Annotated in this window: 23 protein-coding genes and 1 pseudogene; 6 read left to right on the top strand and 18 right to left on the bottom strand. The window is 65.9% G+C overall.

Features of this window, described 5'->3' with window-relative positions:
* Positions 1 to 15: 15 nt before the first annotated feature.
* From PT015_RS01440 to PT015_RS01410, 7 genes and pseudogenes are all read right to left on the bottom strand, one after another.
* Positions 16 to 798: an emopamil-binding protein gene (locus PT015_RS01440; protein ID WP_390887980.1), complete on the bottom strand. Its 783-nt coding sequence runs from the start codon at positions 796 to 798 to the stop codon at positions 16 to 18.
* Positions 799 to 847: 49 nt separating this feature from the next.
* On the bottom strand, positions 848 to 1693 hold the full coding sequence (locus tag PT015_RS01435; protein WP_285188287.1) for a TauD/TfdA dioxygenase family protein: 846 nt from the start codon (positions 1691 to 1693) through the stop codon (positions 848 to 850).
* 49 nt (positions 1694 to 1742) lie between these two features.
* Positions 1743 to 2078 (bottom strand): hypothetical protein, encoded by a 336-nt coding sequence (locus PT015_RS01430; RefSeq protein ID WP_285188286.1) that lies wholly within the window; start codon positions 2076 to 2078, stop codon positions 1743 to 1745.
* 2 nt (positions 2079 to 2080) lie between these two features.
* On the bottom strand, positions 2081 to 3343 hold the full coding sequence (locus PT015_RS01425; protein ID WP_285188285.1) for an aromatic ring-hydroxylating oxygenase subunit alpha: 1263 nt from the start codon (positions 3341 to 3343) through the stop codon (positions 2081 to 2083).
* Between the two features lie 19 nt (positions 3344 to 3362).
* Positions 3363 to 4106: an SDR family NAD(P)-dependent oxidoreductase gene (locus PT015_RS01420; RefSeq protein WP_285188284.1), complete on the bottom strand. Its 744-nt coding sequence runs from the start codon at positions 4104 to 4106 to the stop codon at positions 3363 to 3365.
* Positions 4103 to 4345: pseudogene (locus tag PT015_RS01415) on the bottom strand (2Fe-2S iron-sulfur cluster-binding protein); the annotation flags it as partial. The gene PT015_RS01420 and the pseudogene PT015_RS01415, both read right to left, overlap by 4 nt.
* Positions 4346 to 4485: 140 nt before the next feature.
* Positions 4486 to 5088 (bottom strand): TetR/AcrR family transcriptional regulator, encoded by a 603-nt coding sequence (locus PT015_RS01410; protein WP_285188283.1) that lies wholly within the window; start codon positions 5086 to 5088, stop codon positions 4486 to 4488.
* A 107-nt stretch (positions 5089 to 5195) separates the two neighbouring features.
* On the opposite strand from PT015_RS01410, the gene PT015_RS01405 reads away from it, so the two are divergent.
* The gene (locus tag PT015_RS01405; RefSeq protein ID WP_285190866.1) at positions 5196 to 6326 is read left to right on the top strand and encodes a spirocyclase AveC family protein; all 1131 of its coding nucleotides are present in this window, start codon (positions 5196 to 5198) and stop codon (positions 6324 to 6326) included.
* A 7-nt stretch (positions 6327 to 6333) separates the two neighbouring features.
* Here the strand turns inward: PT015_RS01405 and PT015_RS01400 are convergent, their stop codons facing one another.
* From PT015_RS01400 to PT015_RS01385, 4 genes are read right to left on the bottom strand one after another with little or no spacing between them, the layout of a single operon-like run.
* Complete coding sequence (locus PT015_RS01400) at positions 6334 to 6786, bottom strand: MarR family winged helix-turn-helix transcriptional regulator (RefSeq protein ID WP_285188282.1); 453 nt, start codon at positions 6784 to 6786, stop codon at positions 6334 to 6336.
* A 17-nt stretch (positions 6787 to 6803) separates the two neighbouring features.
* Complete coding sequence (locus PT015_RS01395) at positions 6804 to 8057, bottom strand: metal-dependent hydrolase family protein (protein ID WP_285188281.1); 1254 nt, start codon at positions 8055 to 8057, stop codon at positions 6804 to 6806.
* Positions 8054 to 8374 carry a hypothetical protein gene (locus PT015_RS01390; protein WP_285190865.1) on the bottom strand — a complete coding sequence of 107 codons (321 nt, stop codon included), beginning with the start codon at positions 8372 to 8374 and terminating at the stop codon, positions 8054 to 8056. The genes PT015_RS01395 and PT015_RS01390 overlap by 4 nt, the downstream gene beginning before the upstream one ends.
* A complete protein-coding gene (locus tag PT015_RS01385) occupies positions 8374 to 9648 on the bottom strand; it encodes an aromatic ring-hydroxylating oxygenase subunit alpha (protein WP_285188280.1) in 1275 nt (424 codons plus the stop codon). Before PT015_RS01385 ends, PT015_RS01390 begins: the two co-directional genes overlap by 1 nt.
* A 329-nt stretch (positions 9649 to 9977) precedes the next feature.
* Between PT015_RS01385 and PT015_RS01380 the strand changes: the two genes are divergently transcribed.
* Entirely contained in the window at positions 9978 to 10250 is a 273-nt protein-coding gene (locus PT015_RS01380; RefSeq protein WP_285188278.1) for a hypothetical protein, read from the top strand.
* Positions 10251 to 10264: 14 nt separating this feature from the next.
* On the opposite strand, the gene PT015_RS01375 is transcribed toward PT015_RS01380, so the two are convergent.
* Together PT015_RS01375 and PT015_RS01370 are read right to left on the bottom strand one after the other, a co-directional pair.
* Positions 10265 to 11665, bottom strand: a complete 1401-nt coding sequence (locus PT015_RS01375; protein ID WP_285190864.1) for a sensor histidine kinase — start codon at positions 11663 to 11665, stop codon at positions 10265 to 10267.
* Between the two features lie 110 nt (positions 11666 to 11775).
* Positions 11776 to 12504 carry a response regulator transcription factor gene (locus tag PT015_RS01370; protein WP_285188277.1) on the bottom strand — a complete coding sequence of 243 codons (729 nt, stop codon included), beginning with the start codon at positions 12502 to 12504 and terminating at the stop codon, positions 11776 to 11778.
* 684 nt (positions 12505 to 13188) lie between these two features.
* Between PT015_RS01370 and PT015_RS01365 the strand changes: the two genes are divergently transcribed.
* The 3 genes from PT015_RS01365 to PT015_RS01355 all read left to right on the top strand — a co-directional run bounded on the left by PT015_RS01365 (position 13189) and on the right by PT015_RS01355 (position 15277).
* Entirely contained in the window at positions 13189 to 13425 is a 237-nt protein-coding gene (locus PT015_RS01365) for a hypothetical protein (RefSeq protein ID WP_285188275.1), read from the top strand.
* 86 nt (positions 13426 to 13511) lie between these two features.
* Entirely contained in the window at positions 13512 to 14774 is a 1263-nt protein-coding gene (locus PT015_RS01360) for an SLC13 family permease (RefSeq protein WP_285188273.1), read from the top strand.
* 47 nt (positions 14775 to 14821) lie between these two features.
* The gene (locus tag PT015_RS01355) at positions 14822 to 15277 is read left to right on the top strand and encodes a DMT family transporter (protein WP_285188271.1); all 456 of its coding nucleotides are present in this window, start codon (positions 14822 to 14824) and stop codon (positions 15275 to 15277) included.
* 54 nt (positions 15278 to 15331) lie between these two features.
* On the opposite strand, the gene PT015_RS01350 is transcribed toward PT015_RS01355, so the two are convergent.
* A complete protein-coding gene (locus tag PT015_RS01350) occupies positions 15332 to 15976 on the bottom strand; it encodes a GntR family transcriptional regulator (RefSeq protein ID WP_285188269.1) in 645 nt (214 codons plus the stop codon).
* A gap of 85 nt (positions 15977 to 16061) precedes the next feature.
* On the opposite strand from PT015_RS01350, the gene PT015_RS01345 reads away from it, so the two are divergent.
* Entirely contained in the window at positions 16062 to 16784 is a 723-nt protein-coding gene (locus PT015_RS01345; RefSeq protein WP_285188268.1) for an enoyl-CoA hydratase/isomerase family protein, read from the top strand.
* Position 16785: 1 nt separating this feature from the next.
* Here PT015_RS01345 and meaB read toward each other — a convergent pair whose 3' ends face one another.
* Genes meaB through PT015_RS01325 form a run of 4 tightly spaced genes read right to left on the bottom strand, consistent with a single transcriptional unit; the run spans position 16786 to position 20678 of the window.
* On the bottom strand, positions 16786 to 17679 hold the full coding sequence (gene meaB, locus PT015_RS01340) for a methylmalonyl Co-A mutase-associated GTPase MeaB (RefSeq protein WP_285188267.1): 894 nt from the start codon (positions 17677 to 17679) through the stop codon (positions 16786 to 16788).
* Entirely contained in the window at positions 17660 to 18703 is a 1044-nt protein-coding gene (locus PT015_RS01335) for a CaiB/BaiF CoA transferase family protein (RefSeq protein ID WP_285188265.1), read from the bottom strand. The genes meaB and PT015_RS01335 overlap by 20 nt, the downstream gene beginning before the upstream one ends.
* The gene (locus PT015_RS01330) at positions 18703 to 19104 is read right to left on the bottom strand and encodes a cobalamin B12-binding domain-containing protein (protein WP_285188264.1); all 402 of its coding nucleotides are present in this window, start codon (positions 19102 to 19104) and stop codon (positions 18703 to 18705) included. Before PT015_RS01330 ends, PT015_RS01335 begins: the two co-directional genes overlap by 1 nt.
* Entirely contained in the window at positions 19104 to 20678 is a 1575-nt protein-coding gene (locus PT015_RS01325; RefSeq protein WP_285188262.1) for a methylmalonyl-CoA mutase family protein, read from the bottom strand. Before PT015_RS01325 ends, PT015_RS01330 begins: the two co-directional genes overlap by 1 nt.
* Between the last annotated feature and the right edge of the window lie 82 nt (positions 20679 to 20760).

Below are 20760 nucleotides of genomic sequence, written 5' to 3'. Positions count from 1 at the left end.
CGGCGACGCCGCGCTTCAGTCGGCGACAGATTCTGGCGCCGTCTCCAGTGCCGCGGCGACTCCGGCCTGCCGGGTCAGGTGGTCGACGAGATAGTAAATCGCATACAGCACGACGAACGGCAGGATCATGTACGGGACATTCTCGCCGATGAACTTGAACCACAGGCCGAATGCGCCCTGGCCGATGTCGCCGAACCCGGCCCGGAATTCGGCGACGTAATACGCAGTGGTGCCGGCGATCAGGACCGAGGTGCCGAAGAACGTCAGCCACAGGCAACGGATGCGCGACTCGTCCGGCTGGTCGCGGCGCAGCATCTTCATCCACACCACGTACAACACGATGCCGACCAGCACCGCCCCGAATTCGACACCGAAGACCCAGTTGTTGTCGCTGCGATAGCGGGTGTCGGCAAGTCCCCACTGCCACCACAGCCAACGCCACCCCGGGTCGGTGATGTTCTGCCACAGGTGAAATGGGTGACCGAGGAGGAACGGCAGCTCGTAGGTGAGTTGACTTCCTGCAGTCAGCGGGATGTAGACCATGACCAGCTCGGCCGCCAGTGACAGCCGGGATCGGTTCTCGCCCGGCGCTTTCCACAGCATGATGAATGGCAGGATGATGACGGGGATGCCGAAGATGAGGTTGGCGATGATGTCCACCGTCATCGTCGGCTTGATGAGCCCGACGCCGGAGCCGATCGTCATGAAGACGAACACCGCCCCCACGAAGGAGAACATCACCGCGTAGATCTTCAGCCGGTGGGGCGCGAACGGCCGGGCCAGGTCCGGATGGGTCAGGTCGGGGTGGGCAAGTTCCGGCAGGCTTGTCGACATGGGCGTCGTCCTTCTATTCGATCGGCTCGTCGCCGAGAACGGTGGTGCGCAGCATTTCGCGCTGCGAGTCGGGGTCGTACGGTGCCGCACGGTGCAGCACTCCGCGGTTGTCCCAGATGACGGTGTCTCCGATCGACCAGGTATGGCGGTAGACCTTGTCCGGCAACGTCGCTCGCGACAGCAGGTCGTCGAGCAGCGCGCGGCCGGCGTCGCGGTCCATGCCGACGATGTAGTCGGCGGATGCGCCCAACACCAACGACTTCCGACCGCTGCGATGCGTCCACACCAACGGGTGCTCGTGTACCCGACGAGATCGCCACCGTTCGACCTGCTCCGGTGTCGGATTCGGGTAGACCCGGCTCTGCGACGCCTCCAGCGAATGCACCACGCGCACTGAGGAGTAGCGCGTCTGCTCGTCCTCGGTCAGCGCGTCGTAGGCGGCGTAGGAGTTGGCGAATTCGGTCTCACCGCCCCGCTCGGCAACCTGCAGGGCGGAGAGCACCGTGGCCTTCTGCGGGCACGCGTCGTCCAGTGGCGTGCAGCCATCGATGTGCCAGTCGAAGGTCGCCTTCAGGTAGGCGGCAGATGCGTTCTTGGATTTGTCTAAGGTGATCGGGTAGATCCCCGGCACCGGATGGTGCCCGTCGGAGGAGTGGTCGATCTCGCCGAGGTGGCGGCAGAACGTGACCTGAGCCGCCGGGTCGAGTTGCAGACCGCGGAAGACCAGAACACCGTTGTCCTCCAGGGCATCCAGCACCGACTGGCCGACGGAGTCGTCGTGAGCCAGCGTGGCGGGTTCCAGGCCGATAACCTCGGCGCCGACCGAGTCGGTCAGTTTGGCGATCGTGAGCAGACTCATGGTCGCTCCTTTCGGCGGGGGTATATAGCTTGCGCGGGTGGGTATTTGGTCACGGAATCGGTTCACCGGTGCGGATCATCACCGCGTCGGCGGCGTCGACGGGGGCCGGCTGGTGCATGATCTCGACCGCCATCGCGACCATGATCAGCGAATAGATCATGTGCAGCAGGTGCAGGACGTCGTCGGGCAGGTCGTCGAGGGGGAATTTGTCGCAGTACTCGATGGCCTCTTCCAGCCGTGGGAAGAATGCGTCGTAGAACTCATGCAGTTCGGGCATCGATGCATTGACGCGGGCATCCCACCGCTCGGTCTCGGTCGCCAGGCACCACCGCTGCGCGTAGCTCTCGAGTTCAGCGAATGCGCTGGGCAGCAAAGCTTCTGGCATGCTCACACCTCCACGCCGGCGTACTCGTGGCGGTATGCCTCCACCCAGTCGACGACCACCTTGTGCAGATGGCGGACCAGGATCTCCTGATCGTTGAGCGGGAAGTCGTCAACGATTCCGTATTCCAGGGCGGCCTGCGTGCCGCCGAGCATGCCCGCGTCCTGCAAGGCGAATTCCTTCAACACCACCGACGCGACCTCGTGCTCGACGCGTTCGCGCACGGTGCGCGCCGGATGGAAGTAGGTGTAGGCCTCGAAGCGATGCGTGTTGTGCGACGTCGGCCAGTAGCGGTAGAGCAGGTACCAGCCGCCGTAGATCAGGATCTCGATGTTAGGGAAGATCTGAAAATTGCTGATCCCCCAGGGTTCGATTCCACCGGGGTTGAGGCCGGCCGGCAGTTCGCCGATATCCGGTGTGCGCCATGGCCCGACGAGGCCGCTGCGGGTGGCGCGCTCTATCGGATACATGTACTCCGGCGGCAGCAGCCAACGGCGCCGACCCGCCGTCGACACCAGTCGGTGCGGCCCGTCGAGTTGGAAATGGCCACAGGTGAATCCAGCGTTCGGGTCGCGCACCTCCGACGGCACCTGCTGCGAGTGCAGCGACGGAACGTGGTAGTACTCCTGGAAGGCGTCGGCGAAGATCTTCCAGTTGCTGTTGTTGTGTGCGACCCAGTCGTAGCGCTCGGTGAGCTTGTCGAATGGGTAGCAGTCGAGTGCGGTGATCATCGGCCCGAGAAACTCGCGCAGGTCCTGCCGCGGCTCGGGGTCGAAGTTGATGAAGACGAAGCCGTTCCACACGTCGCAAAGCACTGGGCGCAGGCCGTATTCGGCGGGGTCGAGGTCGAAGAACTCCGACTCCTGCTGGACGAACTTCAGCGCACCCTCGAGGTCGTAGCGCCAGCCGTGGTACTTGCAGGTGAATTGGCGGCACGTCCCACGTGTCTCGTCGCCGGGATAGTCGTTCCACACCAGCTTGTTTCCGCGGTGGCGGCACACGTTGTAGAACGCGCGGATCCGCTCGTCCTTGCCCTTCACCAGAATCACTGAGGCGCCGACGATTTCAATCTCTTTGGTCAGGTAGCTGCCGACGCGCGGCAGTTCTTCGATGCGGGCGACGTTGAGCCAGGCGCGTTTGAAGATCGCCTCGCGCTCCAGCTCGTAGAACTCTCGTGACGTCGAGTCCTTGAACGAGACGGGCCCGGTGCCCAGGTCGGGATAGTGCTCGGTCCAGGAGCCCTCCGCCGGCCGACCTGCCCTCGTCATCACAACCTCCTCGTCGTCGTCACATCACCGCTCCGCCGTTGACGCCGAGCACCTGGCCGGTGATGTAGCGAGCTTCCTCGGAGCACAGAAACCCCACCGCGGCAGCGATATCCGCTCCCGTCCCCAGATAGCCCAGCGGGATGTTGCTGGCCATCTGCTCGCTGGAGGGCAGGTATCCGGCCGCCTGTCCCTGGTGCTGCATGGGGGTCTCGATGCCCGACGGCGGGATGTTGTTGACCGTGATCCCCTGGGTGGCGTATTCCCGGGCCAGCGATTTCGTCAGGGTGATCACCGCGCCCTTGGACGCCGCGTAGTGGGCGGCGAACGGAGAGCCGCGCTGCGCGCTCGACGAGGAGATCATCACGATCCTGCCCCACTGGGCGTCCACCATGTCGGGCAGCGCAACCTGACAGCAATGAAATGTGCCGGTCAGGTTGACATCGATGATGCGCGACCATGATTCGGTGGTGATGTCGGCGAAGGCGGAGTATCCGAATTGGCCGGCGCTGGTCACCAGCACGGTCACCGGGCCGAGTTCGCCGCGGACCTTTTCGAATGCATGCTCGACCCCGGTGCGGTCGGTGACGTCGACGCCCACCCCGACCGCGGTGACACCATCGCTCCGCAGGTCGGCGGTGACCCGTTGCGCGGCAGCCTCATTGACGTCGAGGACGGCGACCTTCAGCCCGCGTCGCCCCAACTCGTGACAGGTCGCCTCGCCCATTCCCGAGGCGCCACCGGTGACAACCGCAACCCTGCTCATTCGTAGACGACCCGCACCGTGCGGCTGGTCGGGAGCGACTGGCAGGTGAGTACCCAGCCCTCCTCGAGTTCGTCGTCCTCGAGCGCGTCGTTGTTGAGCATCCGCACACTGCCGTGCGTCACCCGCGCCATACATGTTCCGCAGGAACCTATTTCGCACGACGACGGCGCATTGAGACCAGCCATCCGCGCGGTCTGCAGCACCGTGTCGCCGGCGGTGTAGGGCGCCGTCACGGTCTGCTTGCCAAGCTCGATGATCACCTGCTCGGTGGCCACCTCGTCGTCGGCGGAGCGCTCGACGGCGCAGTTCGTCGTGGAGATCGAGTCACTCATCCCCGTTAGAGTATCAACTACTTGTCATTAGTCTCAAGTACTGAATATCACGGCATCTTGATCGCCGAGACGTACATCTCGAGGATCGGCCGGAACAGGTCGACGTCGTCGAGGTGACTGGTGATGACGATCGAATCGCTGGTGGCGATCAGCACCTGCGCGAACGTCGCCGGAGGAATCAGGAGCGCGCCACCCATCCGCTCCACGCCCTCGACCGCGTAGTGCGCCAGGGCTTCGACCACCTCGGCCCGTTTCGCCGAGACCCGTTCTCGTACTTCGGGATTGCGCAGAAGATACAGCGCGAACTCGTGGCCGAGGGCCGCGTGGGCCGCGCCGCGTTCCAGGCTGATCTGTCGCCATCGCGCCGCGACGTCGTCGAGTTCGCGCGCCCCGACCTCGGTCGCCGCGGACAGGACCTCGGCAAAGTTGTCGAAGTAGCGCCGCCAGTGCCGGTCGCTGACAGCCAGGAAGAGGTCCTCTTTGGTGGCGAAGTGCTTGTAGATCGCCCCCTTGGTGTAGCCGGCAGCCTGGGCGATGTCGTCGAGCGACGCCGCCGCGAAACCCTTGTCGGCGAAGACCTCGTCGGCCGCATCGAGCAACAGCGACCGCGTGTGCTCCATCCGTCGCTCGCGGGTCCAGCGCTCCACCATGCCGAAATGTTGCCACAGATTCTGAGTAACTACTTGGATACTCAGATACTCGGTAGTATCTTGAACGCGACCACGGTCGACTTTGAGGAGAATCCGTCGTGAGCGAACTGATCGCCGAGCGCGAATCGACCGAGAAAACCGCACCTGGCGCCGCGTCCCGACCCGTCCTGATCTGGGCGACGATCGGCGGCGCCCTGCTCCTGCTGCAGATCTACGTGTGGGCGCGCTGGATCACCGGGCCGTTCTTCACCCGGGTACCGACCGGCGTCAGCGATCCGCCGATGTACATGAAGGTGCCGTTGATCGCGAACGCCGCGATCCTGTGGGCGGCATTGCCGGTCGCCCTCTGGTGGTTCTTCATCCGACCCTGGCGGCGCGAACGGCGGATCAGCCTCGACGGCCTGCTCGTGCTGTCGACGGGGTTGATGTTCTTCCAGGATCCGTTGCTGAACTACCTCAACACGTGGTGTACCTACAACACCTGGCTGTTCAACCGCGGTTCATGGTCGGCGATGATTCCCGGCGCCGTGTCACCCGAGGCGCCGGGCCGCCAAGTGGCCGAGCCGTTGCTGACCAACGTCCCCGGCTACGCCTACGGAGTCGTCCTCATCACCATTGTGGGCTGCGCGGTCATGCGAAAGATCCAGTCGCGCTGGCCGAATATCAGCGTCGTGCGCTTGATCTTGGTGGCGTACGCCTTCGACATCCTGCTCGACTTCCTGATGGAGGGGTGCCTGCTGCTTCCCATCGGTTTCTACTCCTACCCCGGCGCAATCCGAGCGGTGTCGATCAACGCCGGCCACTACTATCAGTGGCCCATCTACGAGGGCCTGATGTGGGGCGGGGTCCAGACCGCGTTGTGCTGCCTGCGGTACTTCACCGACGACGAGGGCCGGACGATCGTCGAACGCGGACTCGACCGCGTCGCGGGCGGCGTTGCACGACAACAATTCGTGCGCTTCCTCGCCCTCTTCGCCGGCGCCAGCGCATGTTTCTTCTTCCTCTACAACGTGCCGGCGCAATGGTTCGGCATGCACGCCGACCCCTGGCCCACCGACACCCAAAAACGCTCGTACCTCAATGGCGGCGTCTGCGGAGACGGCAGCGACCAACCATGCCCGAATCCCGTCCTCCCGGTGCCCACCAAACACTCGGGCTACATCGACAAGAACGGCCGCCTCGTGCTGCCGCCGGGCGCGACGCTACCGACGGTGGTGCCGTTCCAACCCGGTCGCTGACGAGACGTCAGCCGTCGACGTGATCGTTGAACAACTCGTGCCCGGTGCCCTTCTCCACGACACGACCGAGCAAGTCGCGCAACGTTTCCTGCTCCTTGGCGGTCAGCACACCGAACACCTCCTGGTGCGCGTCGATCGCGTCATTGACCACCGTCTCCGCGACGTCGCGCCCCTCACCGGTGAGGAAGGCCTGCAGGATGCGGGCGTGCTGCGGGTCCTTTTTGCGTTCAACCAGGCCGCGGCGTTCCAACGCCGTCAGTGCGAGCTGCACGCCCTGCGGACTGATCAACAGCCGCCGGGCCAACTCCGCACCGGATAGCCCCGGTTCGTTGGCCAACTGGCGCAGCACACCGATCTGCGCGGTGCTCACGCCGTGGACTTTCATCGCGTCGTTGATGGTGGTCAGCGAGTAGTAGAAGGCCTGCTTGAGTAACCAGAGGATGTTGTCGGTGAGTTCCATGCTTGCCTCCACGGCCACTACGCAGCGGGCGCCGTGTAGATCTGCCCATTCTTCATCACGAAGCGGACGTCGAGGGTGGCGGCGATGTCGGCGAACGGATCGCCGGGAACGGCGATGATGTCGGCGAGGTATCCGGGCGCCAGCCGGCCCAACTGATCGTCGGCCTCGATGAGTTCGGCCGCGACGATGGTGGCCGCCCGAATTGCCTGCGCCGGAGTCATTCCCCGCGCCACCAGGGCGCCGAGTTCCTTCGCATTCTGGCCGTGCGGGATGGCCGGTGCGTCGGTGCCGCACGCGATTCGCACGCCGGCCGCAATGGCCTTGGGCAACATGGCTTTTGCCCGCGGAAAGACTTCGAGCGCCTTCTTACGCAGTTCGGGCGCGATCCGGTCGACGGCCATCGCTTCGGTCAGATAGGTGGTCGACACCAGGAAGGTCCCGTGGTCGACCATCATCTGGATGGTCTCATCGCTGGCCAGGAAACCGTGTTCGATGCAATCGATTCCCGCGCGGATGCAGGCCTGGATCGCACTGTCGCCAACGGCGTGCGCCGCGACCCGGACCCCGGCCCGGTGCGCCTCGTCGGCAATCGCGGCAAACTCGGCGTCGGAGTATTGCTGCGCCCCGGGCGCGGTGCTGTGCGACATCACTCCCCCGGACGCCGACACCTTGATCAGCTTGGCGCCGTGCCGAATCTGATAGCGCACGCACGCAATGACATCGGGCACGCCGTTGGCGATACCCTCGGCGACCGAGAGTGGCATCACCCCGGGTGCAAGTCGCTGGAAGACCGTCGGGTCCAGATGCCCGCCGTACGGCGTGACCGCGTGACCGGCCGGATATATGCGCGGCCCGACGTGCCAGCCCTGCTCGATCGCGCGCTGCAGCGCGACGTCGAGCAGATAGCCGCCTGTCTTGACCATCAGCCCGAGATTGCGGACCGCTGTGAAACCGGCCTCCAGCGTGGTGCGCGCGTTGACCGCGCCGCGCAGCGTCCGGTAGGCGGGGTCGTCCTGCACGCCGTGCATCGGCGACGGCAGGCCCTCCGGCCCGCCGGGACCACCGATGAGCAGGTTGAGTTCCATGTCCATCAGACCCGGCAGCAACGTCACGTCGCCGAGGTCGACGATCGTCGCCGAATCCGGCAGCGCCGCTTCGGGATTGATCGCGGTGATGCGTTCGCCGTCGACAACGATGACCGCCGGCGAGCGAATCACCCCAGCTTCGACGTCGGCCCAACGCGCGGCCCGCAGCACGGTCTGGGTGGTCACGGAACGGGCTCGGAGACGCAGTCCAGGGTCGAGGCACCCGAGTCGGGAACGCGTGGCTGCTTCCAGCACTCGACCGGGAACGACACCATGATCATCGAATACAGCAGATGCATCAGGTTCTGCACGTCATCGGGCAGGTCGTCGAGCGCGAACTTGTCGCAGTACGCCAAGGCCTCTTCGGCGCGCGCGGTGACGGCGTCGTAGAACGCCTTCATCTCGACCATCGAACTGGCCAGGCGTTTGGCATAGCGCTCGGATTCACTCGGCAGACACCACTCGGAAAACGTTTCGAGGTCGGTGAATTCGGGGGGCAGCATCACGATGGCACCCCCGCCGTCGAGGTCCTGAGGTACTCGTCGATCCACGCCGCCGTCTCCTTGTGCAGGTGGCGCAGCAGGATCTCCTGGTCGTTGAGCACAAACGTGTCGATCACGCGCGACTGGATCATCGCCTGGGTGGCCTCGAGCGTGTTCGCGTCCTGCAATCCGTACTCCTTGAACGACACCGCGGCGAGTTCCTGGGCAACACGCTCGCGAGGGGTACGCGGCGCCGGGAAGTACAGAGTGCCCTCAAAAACGTGGCTGTTGAACGACGTTGGCCAATAGTGATAGGTCAGATACCAGCCCTGACCCCAAAACAGAATCACAAAGTTGGGGAACAGCTGGAACGAGTCCAGGCCCCACGGATCGCATTTCGCCGGGTTCAGACCCTCGGGCATCGGCCCCACGTCGGGCTTGTCCCAGGGCCCGAAAAGCCCACTCTGACAAATGTCTTCGATCGGCTTGCGCATCTCGGCAGCCATCTCCCATGCCCGCACGCCCGAGGTGCTGACCAGCCGGTGCGGTCCGTCGAGTCGATAGTGCGGTGCCTCGAATCCCGCCTCCGCGGCCGCTTTCGAATATGCGGTCGGCGACTGGTTCGCGTGCAGTACCGGCGCGTGATAGAACTCCTGGAACGCGTCCATGTAGAGCTTCCAGTTCGCCTTGACCTCGGAGCGATAGCTCCAGCGCGACGTCATCTTGTCGAATGGGTAACCCTCGAGCCCGGTGACCATGGGCCCCAGGAACTCTCGCAACGACTGCTCCGGAACCTTCGCGAAGTTGACGAAGATGAAGCCCTCCCAGACGTCGCAGTGCACCGGCACCAGGCCGTAGCGGCTCTTGTCGAGGTCGAAGAACTCCCCTTCCTGCTGGACGAAGATGAGGTTGCCGTCCAGGTCGTAGCGCCAGGCGTGATACTTACAGGTGAACTGGCGGCACACCCCGCGCGTCTCTTCCAGCGGCATGTCGTTCCACACCAGCTTGTTGCCGCGGTGCCGACAAACATTGTGAAACGCATTGATCTCACCAGAACCGTTGCGCACCAGAATTATCGAGGTGTTGACGACTTTCAGTTCCCGCGTGATGTAGCTGCCCTTGCGGGGAAGCTGTTCCACCCGGCCGACATTGAGCCACGCGCGTTTGAAGATCGCCTCGCGCTCCAGCTCGTGGATCTCCGGGCTGATGGAGTCCTCGTAGGAGACGGGCCCGGTGCCCAGCTCGGGGTAGTGCTCCGTCCAACTGCCTTCCGGAGGCTTGGGGAATCGAGCCACGGTCGCTCCTTGGTGTCCGATCGGGCACGGTACGTCGACCGTATAACCCCGCCCGGGCAATAGCAAGTAGTTGATACTCACGGGTCGCAACGCTGGCCCACACGGTGCGCTACCCACCGTCTTCGCGTATGCAAAGCGTTAAGGTTTTGTGCCGGCCCGCGCCGCTCCGCGCGGACTCATTACCCTGACGATGTGACGAGGGTGCAAGCAGACCTGATCACCAAGGCCAGCGTTGTGTGGCGTTCAGGGCAGGGTGGCGACAAGTTCCTTCGGGCTCAAACGCGCAGCGCCACAGGTGCTTTCGCGACAGAATGCGGCGGTTCCACCCAATGCTCAGCCTGATCGGCTGGACAGTGGCGATCATCGCCGCAGCGGCGGCGTTCAGCGCCCTGGTCATGACGTTGGTCGTGCGGTACCTGCCTGCGTGGATGGGCGTCGAGCTTCCGCGGCCGAAATCGGCTCTGCAACTGGAGGCCACGCGTAAGAAGAACCTCGACACGACGGGCCGGGATTCGGGCATTCAGCGCTCAGTTGGTAGCCACAGCTCACCGAAACCCAGCGATCTTCGGCGCTTTCGCCGCGCACCATGGACGGATCGATAATTCGCGCTCGGCCCCTATTCGACAGTCACCGCACTGGCCTTTACGGGCAGTGTGAGCTGAAACCGGGCGCCGCCCTGGTGCGGTATACAGCAAAGATCGCCGCCGTGGGCTCGGGCCAAGGCCCGCGCGATAGGCAATCCCAGGCCTGCGCCCCCGTGGTCGCGGGCACGGGCGTCGTCGAGGCGCACTAGCCGCTGAAAGATGCGATCGCGCTCGCCCTCCGGTACGCCGTGGCCGGAATCAGTGATCGTCACGACCGCGAAAGGGATTGTGCTGCTTGCCTCTAAGTCGATGGTGATGCGTCCACCGGGCGGCGTATGCCGCCGTGCATTGTCGAACAGGTTGGACAGGATTTGCGCCACGCGGGTCGGGTCGGCCTGCACGGTGATGGTTGATGCCCCGCTGCGGGAAATTGTCAGTTGGCTCGACAGCATGGCCGCGCGCTCGTATTCGGCATCGACGACGGCTGCCAGGTCGATGTCTTGTGTGTGTAAGGGCAGGCCGGCGTCAATGCGGCCGAGGTCGAGCATGTCGGCGACAAGTCGTCCTGCGCGTCGCGCATCAGACAGCAGCAGGGAAGCACGCCGATACTGGCCACGCGCGATCGGATCGGCATCATGTTGGCCTGCACTGTTGACGAGTTGCTCTGCGGCAACCTGGATTCCGGCTATGGGGGTGCGCAGCTCGTGGGCCGCGTCGACCAGAAAACGACGGGTCGCGGTCTCGGCCTGCTGAGCGATCTCGGCTGCGTTCTGCGCGCGGCGTTCGGAATTCTCGAGTTCGTCGAGCATGCCGTCGAACGCTGTCGCGGCTCGACCGAGTTCCGTATCGCGCCGATCAGGTCGGAGCCGCCGCCCGCGATCGCCGGTAGTGATGGCGGAGGCCAATGCGGTCAACCGCTCCAGCGGGCGCAGCGCCACCCTGCTGGCGGCCATCAGCAGGATCGTGGCGATCGCCAATGTGACTGCGCCGGCACCAATCATCACCTGCCGCAACTGATGAGTGACCTGGGTGGTTTGCGTGGTGTCGGCGACCAAGATGACGCGCCCCCCATCCGGCAGGGGATGGATCATGGCGACCGCAGTGGAATCCGGTGGCGGCGGTGGCGGGCCGTGGGGTGGTGGAGGCGGTGGTGGCGGGTCCCATCCGAATGGCCCGCGGTGCGGAGGTGGAGGCGGCGGGGGTGGCGCAAGCGGAGTCGCGGGTCCGGGGGCGGTGTCGGGGCTGATGGTTCGGTCGCCGAAAGCGGTGCCGTCGGCCGTGATCAGGCGCGCTCGAATGCCGCCGCCGTTGAGTTCTGCCGCAATCTGACTTGGCGGGGTGTGTGCGGCGACGAGCACATCGGCACGGGAGGTGACCGCCATCAGCCGGTCGTGCAGGCTGCGTCGAGCCTGCACGTTCAAGCTCACATCGATGACGACACCCAGAATCAGCAGCAGAACGGCCAGCAGCCCGACGGCAGTGATCGTTACCCGCCGCTGTAGCGACGGGGTTGCGGTGGTGATGTCGGCCGGGATGGATGTGGTCATGTCGGTGGTTGCAGCCGGTAACCGAGACCGCGGACGGTCAACAGGATGCGCGGTCCATGGGCTTCGAGTTTTCGTCTCAGGCTGCTGATGTGCACCTGGACGAGGTTGGTGTCGTAGGCGTCGTATCCCCATACGGCACTGAGGATCTGAGTCGCACTGACGATGCGGCCCCGCTGTTCGACGAGGAAGGTCAATAGCCGCAACTCCGTCGCGGTCACATCGAGCCGGTATCCGTCGCGCGCGACGACTCCTGCCGCGGCGTCGAGCGTCAGGTCGCCGAATTGCACGACCTGTGGCAGGCGCCCGCGGCGACGCAGTACCGCTCCGACCCGCGAGACCAATTCCGCCAATTCGAAGGGCTTCACGACGTAGTCGTCGGCACCCCCGTCGAGTCCGCGCAGCCGGTCAGGCAGCCCGTCGCGGGCGGTGATCATCACGATGCCCGCATCGCCCCAGGCGCGAATGACTTCGGTGAGTGCGAAACCGTCGCGACCGGGCAGCATCACATCGAGAACCACTAAGTCCGGTCGGACACCGTCGAGAACGCTCTCCAGCCGGTGCCCGTCGGAGCGCACATCGGTGTGATACCCGACCTCGGTCAACGCCTCGGCGACCATCTCGCGGATCGTCTCGGAATCTTCCACGACCAACACCCTCGGCGAACCGGCACTGAAAGGTGCAGCGGAACGTTGGCTGCGCGGTACAGCGGGGGCGTCATCGGGCATGGTCCATTCTTAGCGCGACCATGCTGAAACCAGCCTGAAGAAACAGTCGCGGGCGCAGTTTCTTCAGGTCCGCTTCAAGTTCGCTGCCTAGCTTTCCCGGTATCGACCACCGACCGCGAAAGAGACGGGGCAATGACTGAAGACGAACAACCCGATACCAGCGCCGCCAGCCAGGCCGAGAGGCCGGTGCAGGCAGACGATCAGGTCCCCGAGACGGTCTCGACGCTGCCGCGCCGCCGCTGGCAGTCACTTCGCCGCTCATCAGACCGGCATCCTCTGGCGCTGCCGATCGGCGCGGGGGTCGCGGGACTGCTGCTCGGCGCCGGACTGACAGCCTCGATGTTCAACGCCTTTGCACCTGCCGGCGAGCCCTGGAATGACCCAGTGCGCGCGATGCCGCCCGCCCACATCGATCAGGCGCCGCCGCCTCCGGGACCCTGGGGAGCACCGCCTCAGCCTCCGTCGAGATGGGGACCGGGCGCACCACCACCCCCAGGGTCCTGGGGAGCACCGCTTCCGCCGCCGCCGGGTTGGGGCCCGCCTCCCCCACCGCCGTTCGCGGGACCTCCACCGCCTCCACCCGGCTGGGGGCCGGGCGCACCACCACCCCCGGGACCTTGGGGCCCACCTCCGCCACCCGGGCCGCCGAGCTGACGCACCACTCGCCTCTCGAGGAGCTCAATCATGTTGATAGCACTCGTGATTGCCGCTGTGGGCGCCGGCTGCTACTGGGCCGGCAAGAACACCCGCTCCTACCCACCCGCCGAGACGCAGCGCCGCGAGGCGCTACGCGACCCGGTGCGGGTCTGGCCGTGGGTGGCCGCCGCGGCTGTGCTGGGCATCCTGCTGCTGGGCATGGCCGCGGGACCGATCGGCGGTTTAGGCGGGCCCGGTTTCTTCGCGGGACTGGTGGGGCCATAGACCGCAAGTATCTGCCCATCGTTGTATCTGGCGATCGTGCCTGATCGGCGCTCGGCTATCACCAGACCCGGAGAAGGTGAAGCCATGTGAATGCGTTTGTCGCAGAGTCGATTTCTGCTGCACTGCTTCTGGTGGTGTTGGTCTCGGCGATAGTTCGCCCGTTCGGATGGCCTGAAGCCGTGGTCGCGGTTCCGGCGGCAGTCATTGTGGTCGGAGTCGACGCGGTCTCGCCGACCGACGCACGCAACGAAATCGCCCAGCTGGCACCGGTCGTCGGGTTTCTGGCCGCCGTGCTGGTGTTGTCACAGCTCTGCGCCGTGGAGGGTTTGTTCGAATGGTGCGGCGTGTGGATGGCCCGTGCCTCGGGTGGTAACTCGCGGCGATTGCTTGTCGCAGTGTTTGCAGTCGCCTCGGTGGTCACGGTGGTCTTCAGCCTCGATGCGACCGTCATGCTGCTGACGCCAGTGGTATCGGCCACCGCTGCACGGCTGAAAGTCAATGCCCGCCCGCATCTTTACGCATGCGGTCACCTCTCCAACAGCGCCTCTCTGCTCTTGCCGGTCTCCAATCTCACCAACCTGCTCGCACTCCAGGCCAGTGGCCTGAGCTTCGTACACTTCGCGGGCCTGATGGGATTACCTTGGCTGGCAGCGATATTCGCGGAGTTCCTTGTCATACGGCGATTCTTTTCGGTAGATCTGACCACACCCGAAGTCGCTCCGTCATCCGACCGGGCCGCCCCGCCGGCTCTCCCCGTGGCGGCCCTGGTCGCGGTGGCGGCAACGTTGATCGGATTCGTCGTCACCGAAGCGGCAGGCCTCAGTCCCGCGTGGGCCGCCGCAGCGGGGGCACTGGCGTTGTCGGTGCGCTCACTGGTGTCCCGGAAAGCCCGCATCGCAACGATCGCGCGCGCCGTCGACATCCCGTTTCTGCTCTTCGTGCTCGCACTGGGTGTGGTGGTTCGCGCACTGATCGATAACGGGCTCGGTGAGCACTTGCGCGCCTGGCTTCCGCATCCCGGCGGGCTGGCAGAGCTACTCGCGATCGCCGTCGTTGCGGCGATCGCGGCCAACGTGGTCAACAATCTGCCCGCCGTGCTGATGCTGATTCCGTTGGTCGCTGCCGCCGGGCCCGCCGTCGTCCTGGCCGTCCTGATCGGGGTCAACATCGGGCCCAACCTCACCTACACCGGGTCGCTGGCGACCATGCTGTGGCGACGCGTCCTGCGCCAGCACGGCCACCACACCACGGTCGGCGAGTTCACCGCAATCGGCGCACTGGCAACCCCCACCGCTTTGGCCGCCGCCGTCCTCGCGCTCTGGGCCTCGGTCGAACTCATCGGGACCTGATCTGTAGTGCCCTCATTCGGAAAACGACTCAACCCAGAGGAGCTTCGATGACATCGACCAGCGCGTTATGGCTGTTTCCGCTGATCGTGGCGGGCGGTGCGCTACAGGCAATGGGTGGCGCCATGAACAACGCCCTCCGGGTATCACTGGTGAACCCATGGCTGGCCACCCTGGTGTCCTTCGGGCTGATCGTGCCGATATTCCTCGTCGTCGCGGCGGTGTTCGTCCGACCGCTGCCATCTGTCGCCGGCGTCGCCGGGATGCCCTGGTGGGCTCCGCTGGGCGGCATCGTCGGAGCCCTCGCCGTGGTCTGCGGCCTGCTCTTCATCGGCGCGATCGGTGTCGGCACCTACGCCGCGCTCACCGTCAGCGCCAACCTGATCGCCTCGTTGGTCATCGATCACTACGGATGGTTAGGAGTGCCGGCGCACCCCCTTACCCCCACCCGCGTGATCGGTGGCTTGGTTCTCATCACCGGCGTCATCCTGATCACCCGCAACTAGTTGAACGCAGCAATAACGTTGCAGGACCGCAGGATTCGCTAGCGAGCGCGCGAATCAGCGCTGATCGAGCCACGAAGCCAGCGACCGGCCGGCCTCGAGGACGTGCCGTTCGGCCACCGAGCGGGCCCGCTCCGCATCGTGCTCGGAAATCGCCTCGATCAGTTCGTCGTGCTCGTCGAGCGAATGCTTCTCGTGCTCGGGAAACAGGGTCAGGAAGTTGGTCGGGACCACGCGGGCGGCCTGGGTGAGTTGGGCGAGCAGTCGTCGCGAATGAGCCGCGCGGTGGATCTCCTGATGGAAGCGCCAGTTGGCTTCGCCGATGCTGTCGGCACCCGACCGCGCCGCGACCTCGCCGGCCAATTCGCGGAGCGCAGCGAGTTCCTCGTCGTTGATGCGCTCGGCCGCCCACGCGGCGGCCTGCCCGGTGAGGACGCCCAGAATCGTGAAGCTGTCGACCACGTCCCGTGAGCTGATGCCGATGACCGTGATGCCGCTGCGCGGCGCCACCTGGACGAGGCCTTCGAACGACAGTTCCAGTAGCGCCTCGCGCACCGGTGTGCGACTCGTGGCGAACTCGGTGGTTATGGCGTCCAGGTCAATGCGCGCGCCCGCGGGCAGGGCCCCGGTCAGGATGCGGTCGCGCAGTTCCCGCACGGCGCGCTCGCGCACGGTCCCGGAAATGTCGGAAACACCAGGCATGAAACCAACGGTAGCTGGCCTGCGGGTATCACATGTGAAATCTGATATGAATGTCTCTTCGGCAACGTCGGCGCGAAGGACACAAATGGTTGAGCTCGAACTCGACGACGGGCTGGCCGTCATCACCATCAACCGCCCGAACGCGCGCAATGCCATCGCACCGCAGACCATGGACCAACTCGAGCAGGCCATCACTGGCGCCGAGGGCGCGCAATGCCTGGTCATTCGGGGTGAGGGCGAGAAGGCGTTCGTCTCGGGCGGAGACCTCAAAGAGCTCAGCGCGTTGCGCACGGTCGAGCAGGCGGCCGCGATGGCGTCGCGGATGCGGTCAATCTGCGACCAGCTGGCCGAGTTCCCCGCCCCGGTGGTCGCCGCACTGAACGGCCACGCCCTCGGAGGTGGCGCGGAGGTCGCCGTCGCCGCCGACATCCGAGTTGCCGCCGACGACATCAAGATCGGGTTCAACCAGGTCTCGCTCGAGATCATGCCGGCCTGGGGCGGCGCCGAACGGCTCGCAACCCTCGTCGGCCGCGGCCGCGCGCTGATGCTCGCCGGCAGCGGCACCATTCTCACCGCGCCGGAGGCCGAACGGCTCGGGCTGATCGACCGGGTGCTGCCGAGGGCGACCTTCGACACTGAGTGGCGGTCACTGGCGCGGTCGCTGGCCAACAAGCCCGCCGGCGAGATCAAGCGAGTCGTCGGCGGCGTGCCGGCGCGCGATGCCATCGCCGCATTCGCCGCATTGTGGGTCTCCGACGAGCACTGGGCCGCAGCGGACCGGGTGATGAACCGCAGCCGGCCGAAGTGAGCTAGCCGGGTTTGTCGGTGGCCGACTCGATCAGTAGCCGGCCGGCGGCGGTGTAGGGATCGCAGCGACCGTCGGCGACGGCGGCGGCCAGTTCGACGAGTTCGGGATGGCGGTGCAGGCGGGTCTGCGCAAGCGACAGGATCTGCGCCCGGGCGCGCGACGCCCTGCGGGCCGGCGTGTCGGCGCGGTGATGGGCTTCGATCGCGTCGATCAACTCGGTGACGCCCTCGGAACGGGCGGCGACAAGTGTGAGGACCGGCGCCGACGTCTCGGCCCGCAGATCGCGGGCGGTCTGCTTCGCGCCGTCGCGGTCGGCCTTGTTGACGACCACGATGTCGGCGACTTCGAGCAGGCCCGCCTTCGCGGCTTGCACCGCGTCGCCCGCACCGGGATTGAGGATGACGACGGTGGGGTCGGCGACGGCCGCGATCTCGATCTCCGACTGACCGACACCGACCGTTTCGAGCACGACCAGGTCGTAGGACAGCGCTGCGAGCAGCCGGATCGCCGCCGGTACCGCCGCGGCCAGACCGCCCAGGTGACCCCGGGTGGCGATCGAGCGGATGAACACGTCGGCATCGTTGATGTGGGCGGCCATCCGGATACGGTCACCGAGGATGGCGCCACCGCTGTAGGGCGACGACGGGTCCACCGCGAGCACGGCGACACGCAGGCCGCGTTCGCGGTAGGCGGTGACCAGCACCGCGATCGTCGTCGACTTTCCCGCGCCCGGCGGTCCGGTGATTCCGACCACCCGAATGGGGGCGGTGTCAGCGCTCAGGGCCGCCAGCACCTCGTCGCGGCGGTCGCCTTCGATCAGGCTCAGCAGGCGCCCCGTCGCCCGGGCGGAGCCGTCCAACGACGCCTGAATGAGCTCAGAGACTGGCTTTGCCATGCTCACCGAGTAGGGGTGGTGCGCCGTATTCGGGTTCGTACCCGTCAACCTGAATGGGGCTGCGGATCAGCCGAAATGCGCCTGCGTCGACGACCACTTCCGGGTTGGCGGCGAGCGCCTCGGGCAACGTCCGGACGGCCGCGACGGGCACACCGAGGCGACGCAGCCGCGCTTCCCAGTTCACGGCGGTGTCGGTGGCCAGCGCGGCGTTCACCAGCGCGAGAACCTCGTCGCGTTGTGCGGACCGCTCCCGCATCGTCTCGGGCCCAACGATGCCGGCCTCCGCGGCGAACAGCTTCCAGAACTTGTCGTGAGTGATGAACAGCGCGAGATAGCCGTCCGCAGTGGAAAAGAGCTGAGCGGGAACATAATACGAGTGCGCACCCATCGGCAGCCGACGCGGCTCGGCGCCGTCGTTGAGATAGGCGGACGCGCGGTAGTTCAGCTGGGAGAGCATCACGTCGCGAAGCGAGACCTCGACCTGTCCTCCGCGGCCGGACACGATCTGGGCCAAGAGTCCCAGCGCGGCGGTGATTCCGGCGGAGTTGTCGGCGGCGGAGTATCCCGGCAGGGTCGGCGGGCCGAGCGGATCGCCCGTCAGCGCGGCGATACCCGTCGTCGCCTGGATCACGTAGTCGAACGCCGGGTCGTCGCCCGCGTCCAGACCGAAACCGGTCAGGGCCACGCAGACGATCCGGTCGTTCCATACCCGCAGCGCGTCGTAGTTGAGGCCGTAGCGTTGAATCGCCGACGGCTTCAAATTCGCCAGCAGCGCATGGGATTCGGAGACGAGTTCACCGAGTTCGCGCTGGCCGGCTTCGGACGTCAGATCCACGCAGATGCTGCGCTTGCCGCGATTGAGGCTGGCGAAATACGAATCCCCGACCTGCCGGGAGATGTCGCCACCCGGCGGCTCGATCTTGATGATCTCGGCCCCCAAGTCGGCCAGCATCATCGTGGCGTAGGGCCCGGCCAGCATGTGGCCGATCTCGAGCACCCGAATTCCGGCGAGCGGGCCGGGCATCAGTCCTCTGCCCCGGCTTCGGTCAGCGCCTTGACATCGCGAACCAGCGTCTCCAGCGACGTGCCCGTCGGAAAGACCGCTGCGGCACCGGCATCCAACAACTTCTGCACATCCGCCTGCGGGATGGTGCCGCCGACGACCACCGCGATATCGCTGGCGTCCGCGGCGCGCAGCGCGTCGACAGTTCGGGTTGTCAGGGCCAGGTGCGCACCCGACAGGATCGACAGCCCGACGAGTTTGACGTCCTCTTGCAGCGCGATCGACACGATGTCCTCGATGCGCTGCCGGATGCCGGTGTAGATGACCTCGAACCCGGCGTCACGCAGGGTGCGCGCCACGATCTTCGCGCCGCGGTCGTGCCCGTCCAGACCGGGCTTCGCCACCAGCACGCGGGCCGCCATCAGAACACCACCGGCTGCTGGAACTCGCCCCAGACCGCTTTGAGCGCTGTAACCAGTTCTCCGACAGAGCAATACGCGTTGGCGCAGTCGATGAGTCGTGGCATCAGGTTCTCGGTCCCCTCGGCCGCACGTGAGAGCGCGGCCAGTGTTTCCTTGACGGCGACCGCGTCGCGCTCGGCTTTGACTTTCGCCAGCCGCCGCAGCTGCAGATCGCGACCCTCGGCGTTCAGCTCGTAGGTGTCGATGTCGGGCGACGGTTCGTCGGTGACGAACTTGTTGACGCCGACGACGGGACGTTCGCCCGATTCGACCTCCTGGTGGATCTTGAAGGCTTCGTCGGCAATCAGCCCCTGCAGGTAACCGTCCTCGATGGAACGCACCATGCCGCCGTGCTTTTCGAGGTCATCCATGATCTCGATGATCTTGGCCTCGGTGGCGTCGGTCAGCGCCTCGACGAAGTAGGAGCCGCCCAGCGGGTCGGCCACCTTGGTCACCCCGGTCTCGTAGGCCAGGATCTGCTGGGTGCGCAGCGCCAGCGTGGCGGACTCCTCACTCGGCAGCGCGAACGGCTCGTCCCACGCGGCGGTGAACATCGACTGGACGCCGCCGAGCACCGCGGCCAGCGATTCGTAGGCGACACGGACCAGGTTGTTCTGCGCCTGCGGCGCATACAGCGACGCGCCGCCCGCGACGCAGCCGAAGCGGAACATCGATGCCTTATCCGTTGTGGCGCCGTAGCGTTCGCGCACGATGGTTGCCCAGCGGCGTCGGCCCGCCCGGTACTTCGCGATCTCCTCGAAGAAGTCGCCGTGGGTGTAGAAGAAGAACGAGATCTGCGGCGCGAACTTGTCGATGGTCATCCGGCCGCGTTCGACGACGGTGTCGCAGTAAGTGACACCGTCGGCCAGGGTGAAGGCCATCTCCTGTACGGCGTTGGCGCCCGCGTCCCGAAAGTGCGCGCCCGCAACGGAAATCGCGTTGAACTTGGGCACTTCGGCGGCGCAGAACTCTATGGTGTCCGCGATCAGCCGCAGCGAGGGCTCCGGCGGCCAGATCCACGTGCCGCGCGACGCGTATTCCTTGAGGATGTCGTTTTGGATTGTGCCCGTGAGCTTTTCCCGAGGCACGCCCTTCTTCTCCGCGGCGGCGACGTAGAACGCCAGCAGGATCGCGGCAGTGCCGTTGATGGTGAAGCTGGTGCTGATCTTGTCCAGCGGGATGCCGTCGAACAGCAACTCGGCGTCGGCGAGGGTGTCGACGGCGACGCCGACGCGGCCGACCTCTTCGCCGTATTCCGGGTCGTCGGAGTCGTAGCCGCACTGCGTCGGCAGGTCGAGCGCGACGGAGAGTCCCGTGCTGCCCTGACCCAGGAGATACTTATACCGCTCGTTGGACTCCTCGGCGGTGCCGAAGCCCGAGTACTGGCGGAACGTCCAGGTCTTGCCGCGATAGCCGGAGGCGAAGTTGCCGCGGGTGAACGGGTACTCGCCGGGTGCCGGTTCGGGACCTCGATCCCCCGGCCCGTAAACCGCGTCCAGCGGGATGCCCGACGGCGTCTGCACCACGTCACTCATCGCGGACCCTCGCGTCATCGTGCTCGATCAACATCGTCAATCGCATTCCAGGACCATCCCCAGGGTTGGACACTGCCGATAC

Origin of the sequence: Candidatus Mycobacterium wuenschmannii (assembly GCF_030252325.1) — a bacterium.
In the GTDB taxonomy this organism is placed as follows: Bacteria; Actinomycetota; Actinomycetes; order Mycobacteriales; family Mycobacteriaceae; genus Mycobacterium; species Mycobacterium wuenschmannii.
Note: the sequence above shows the minus strand (reverse complement) of the source record. Positions and strands in the feature narration are given on the sequence as shown.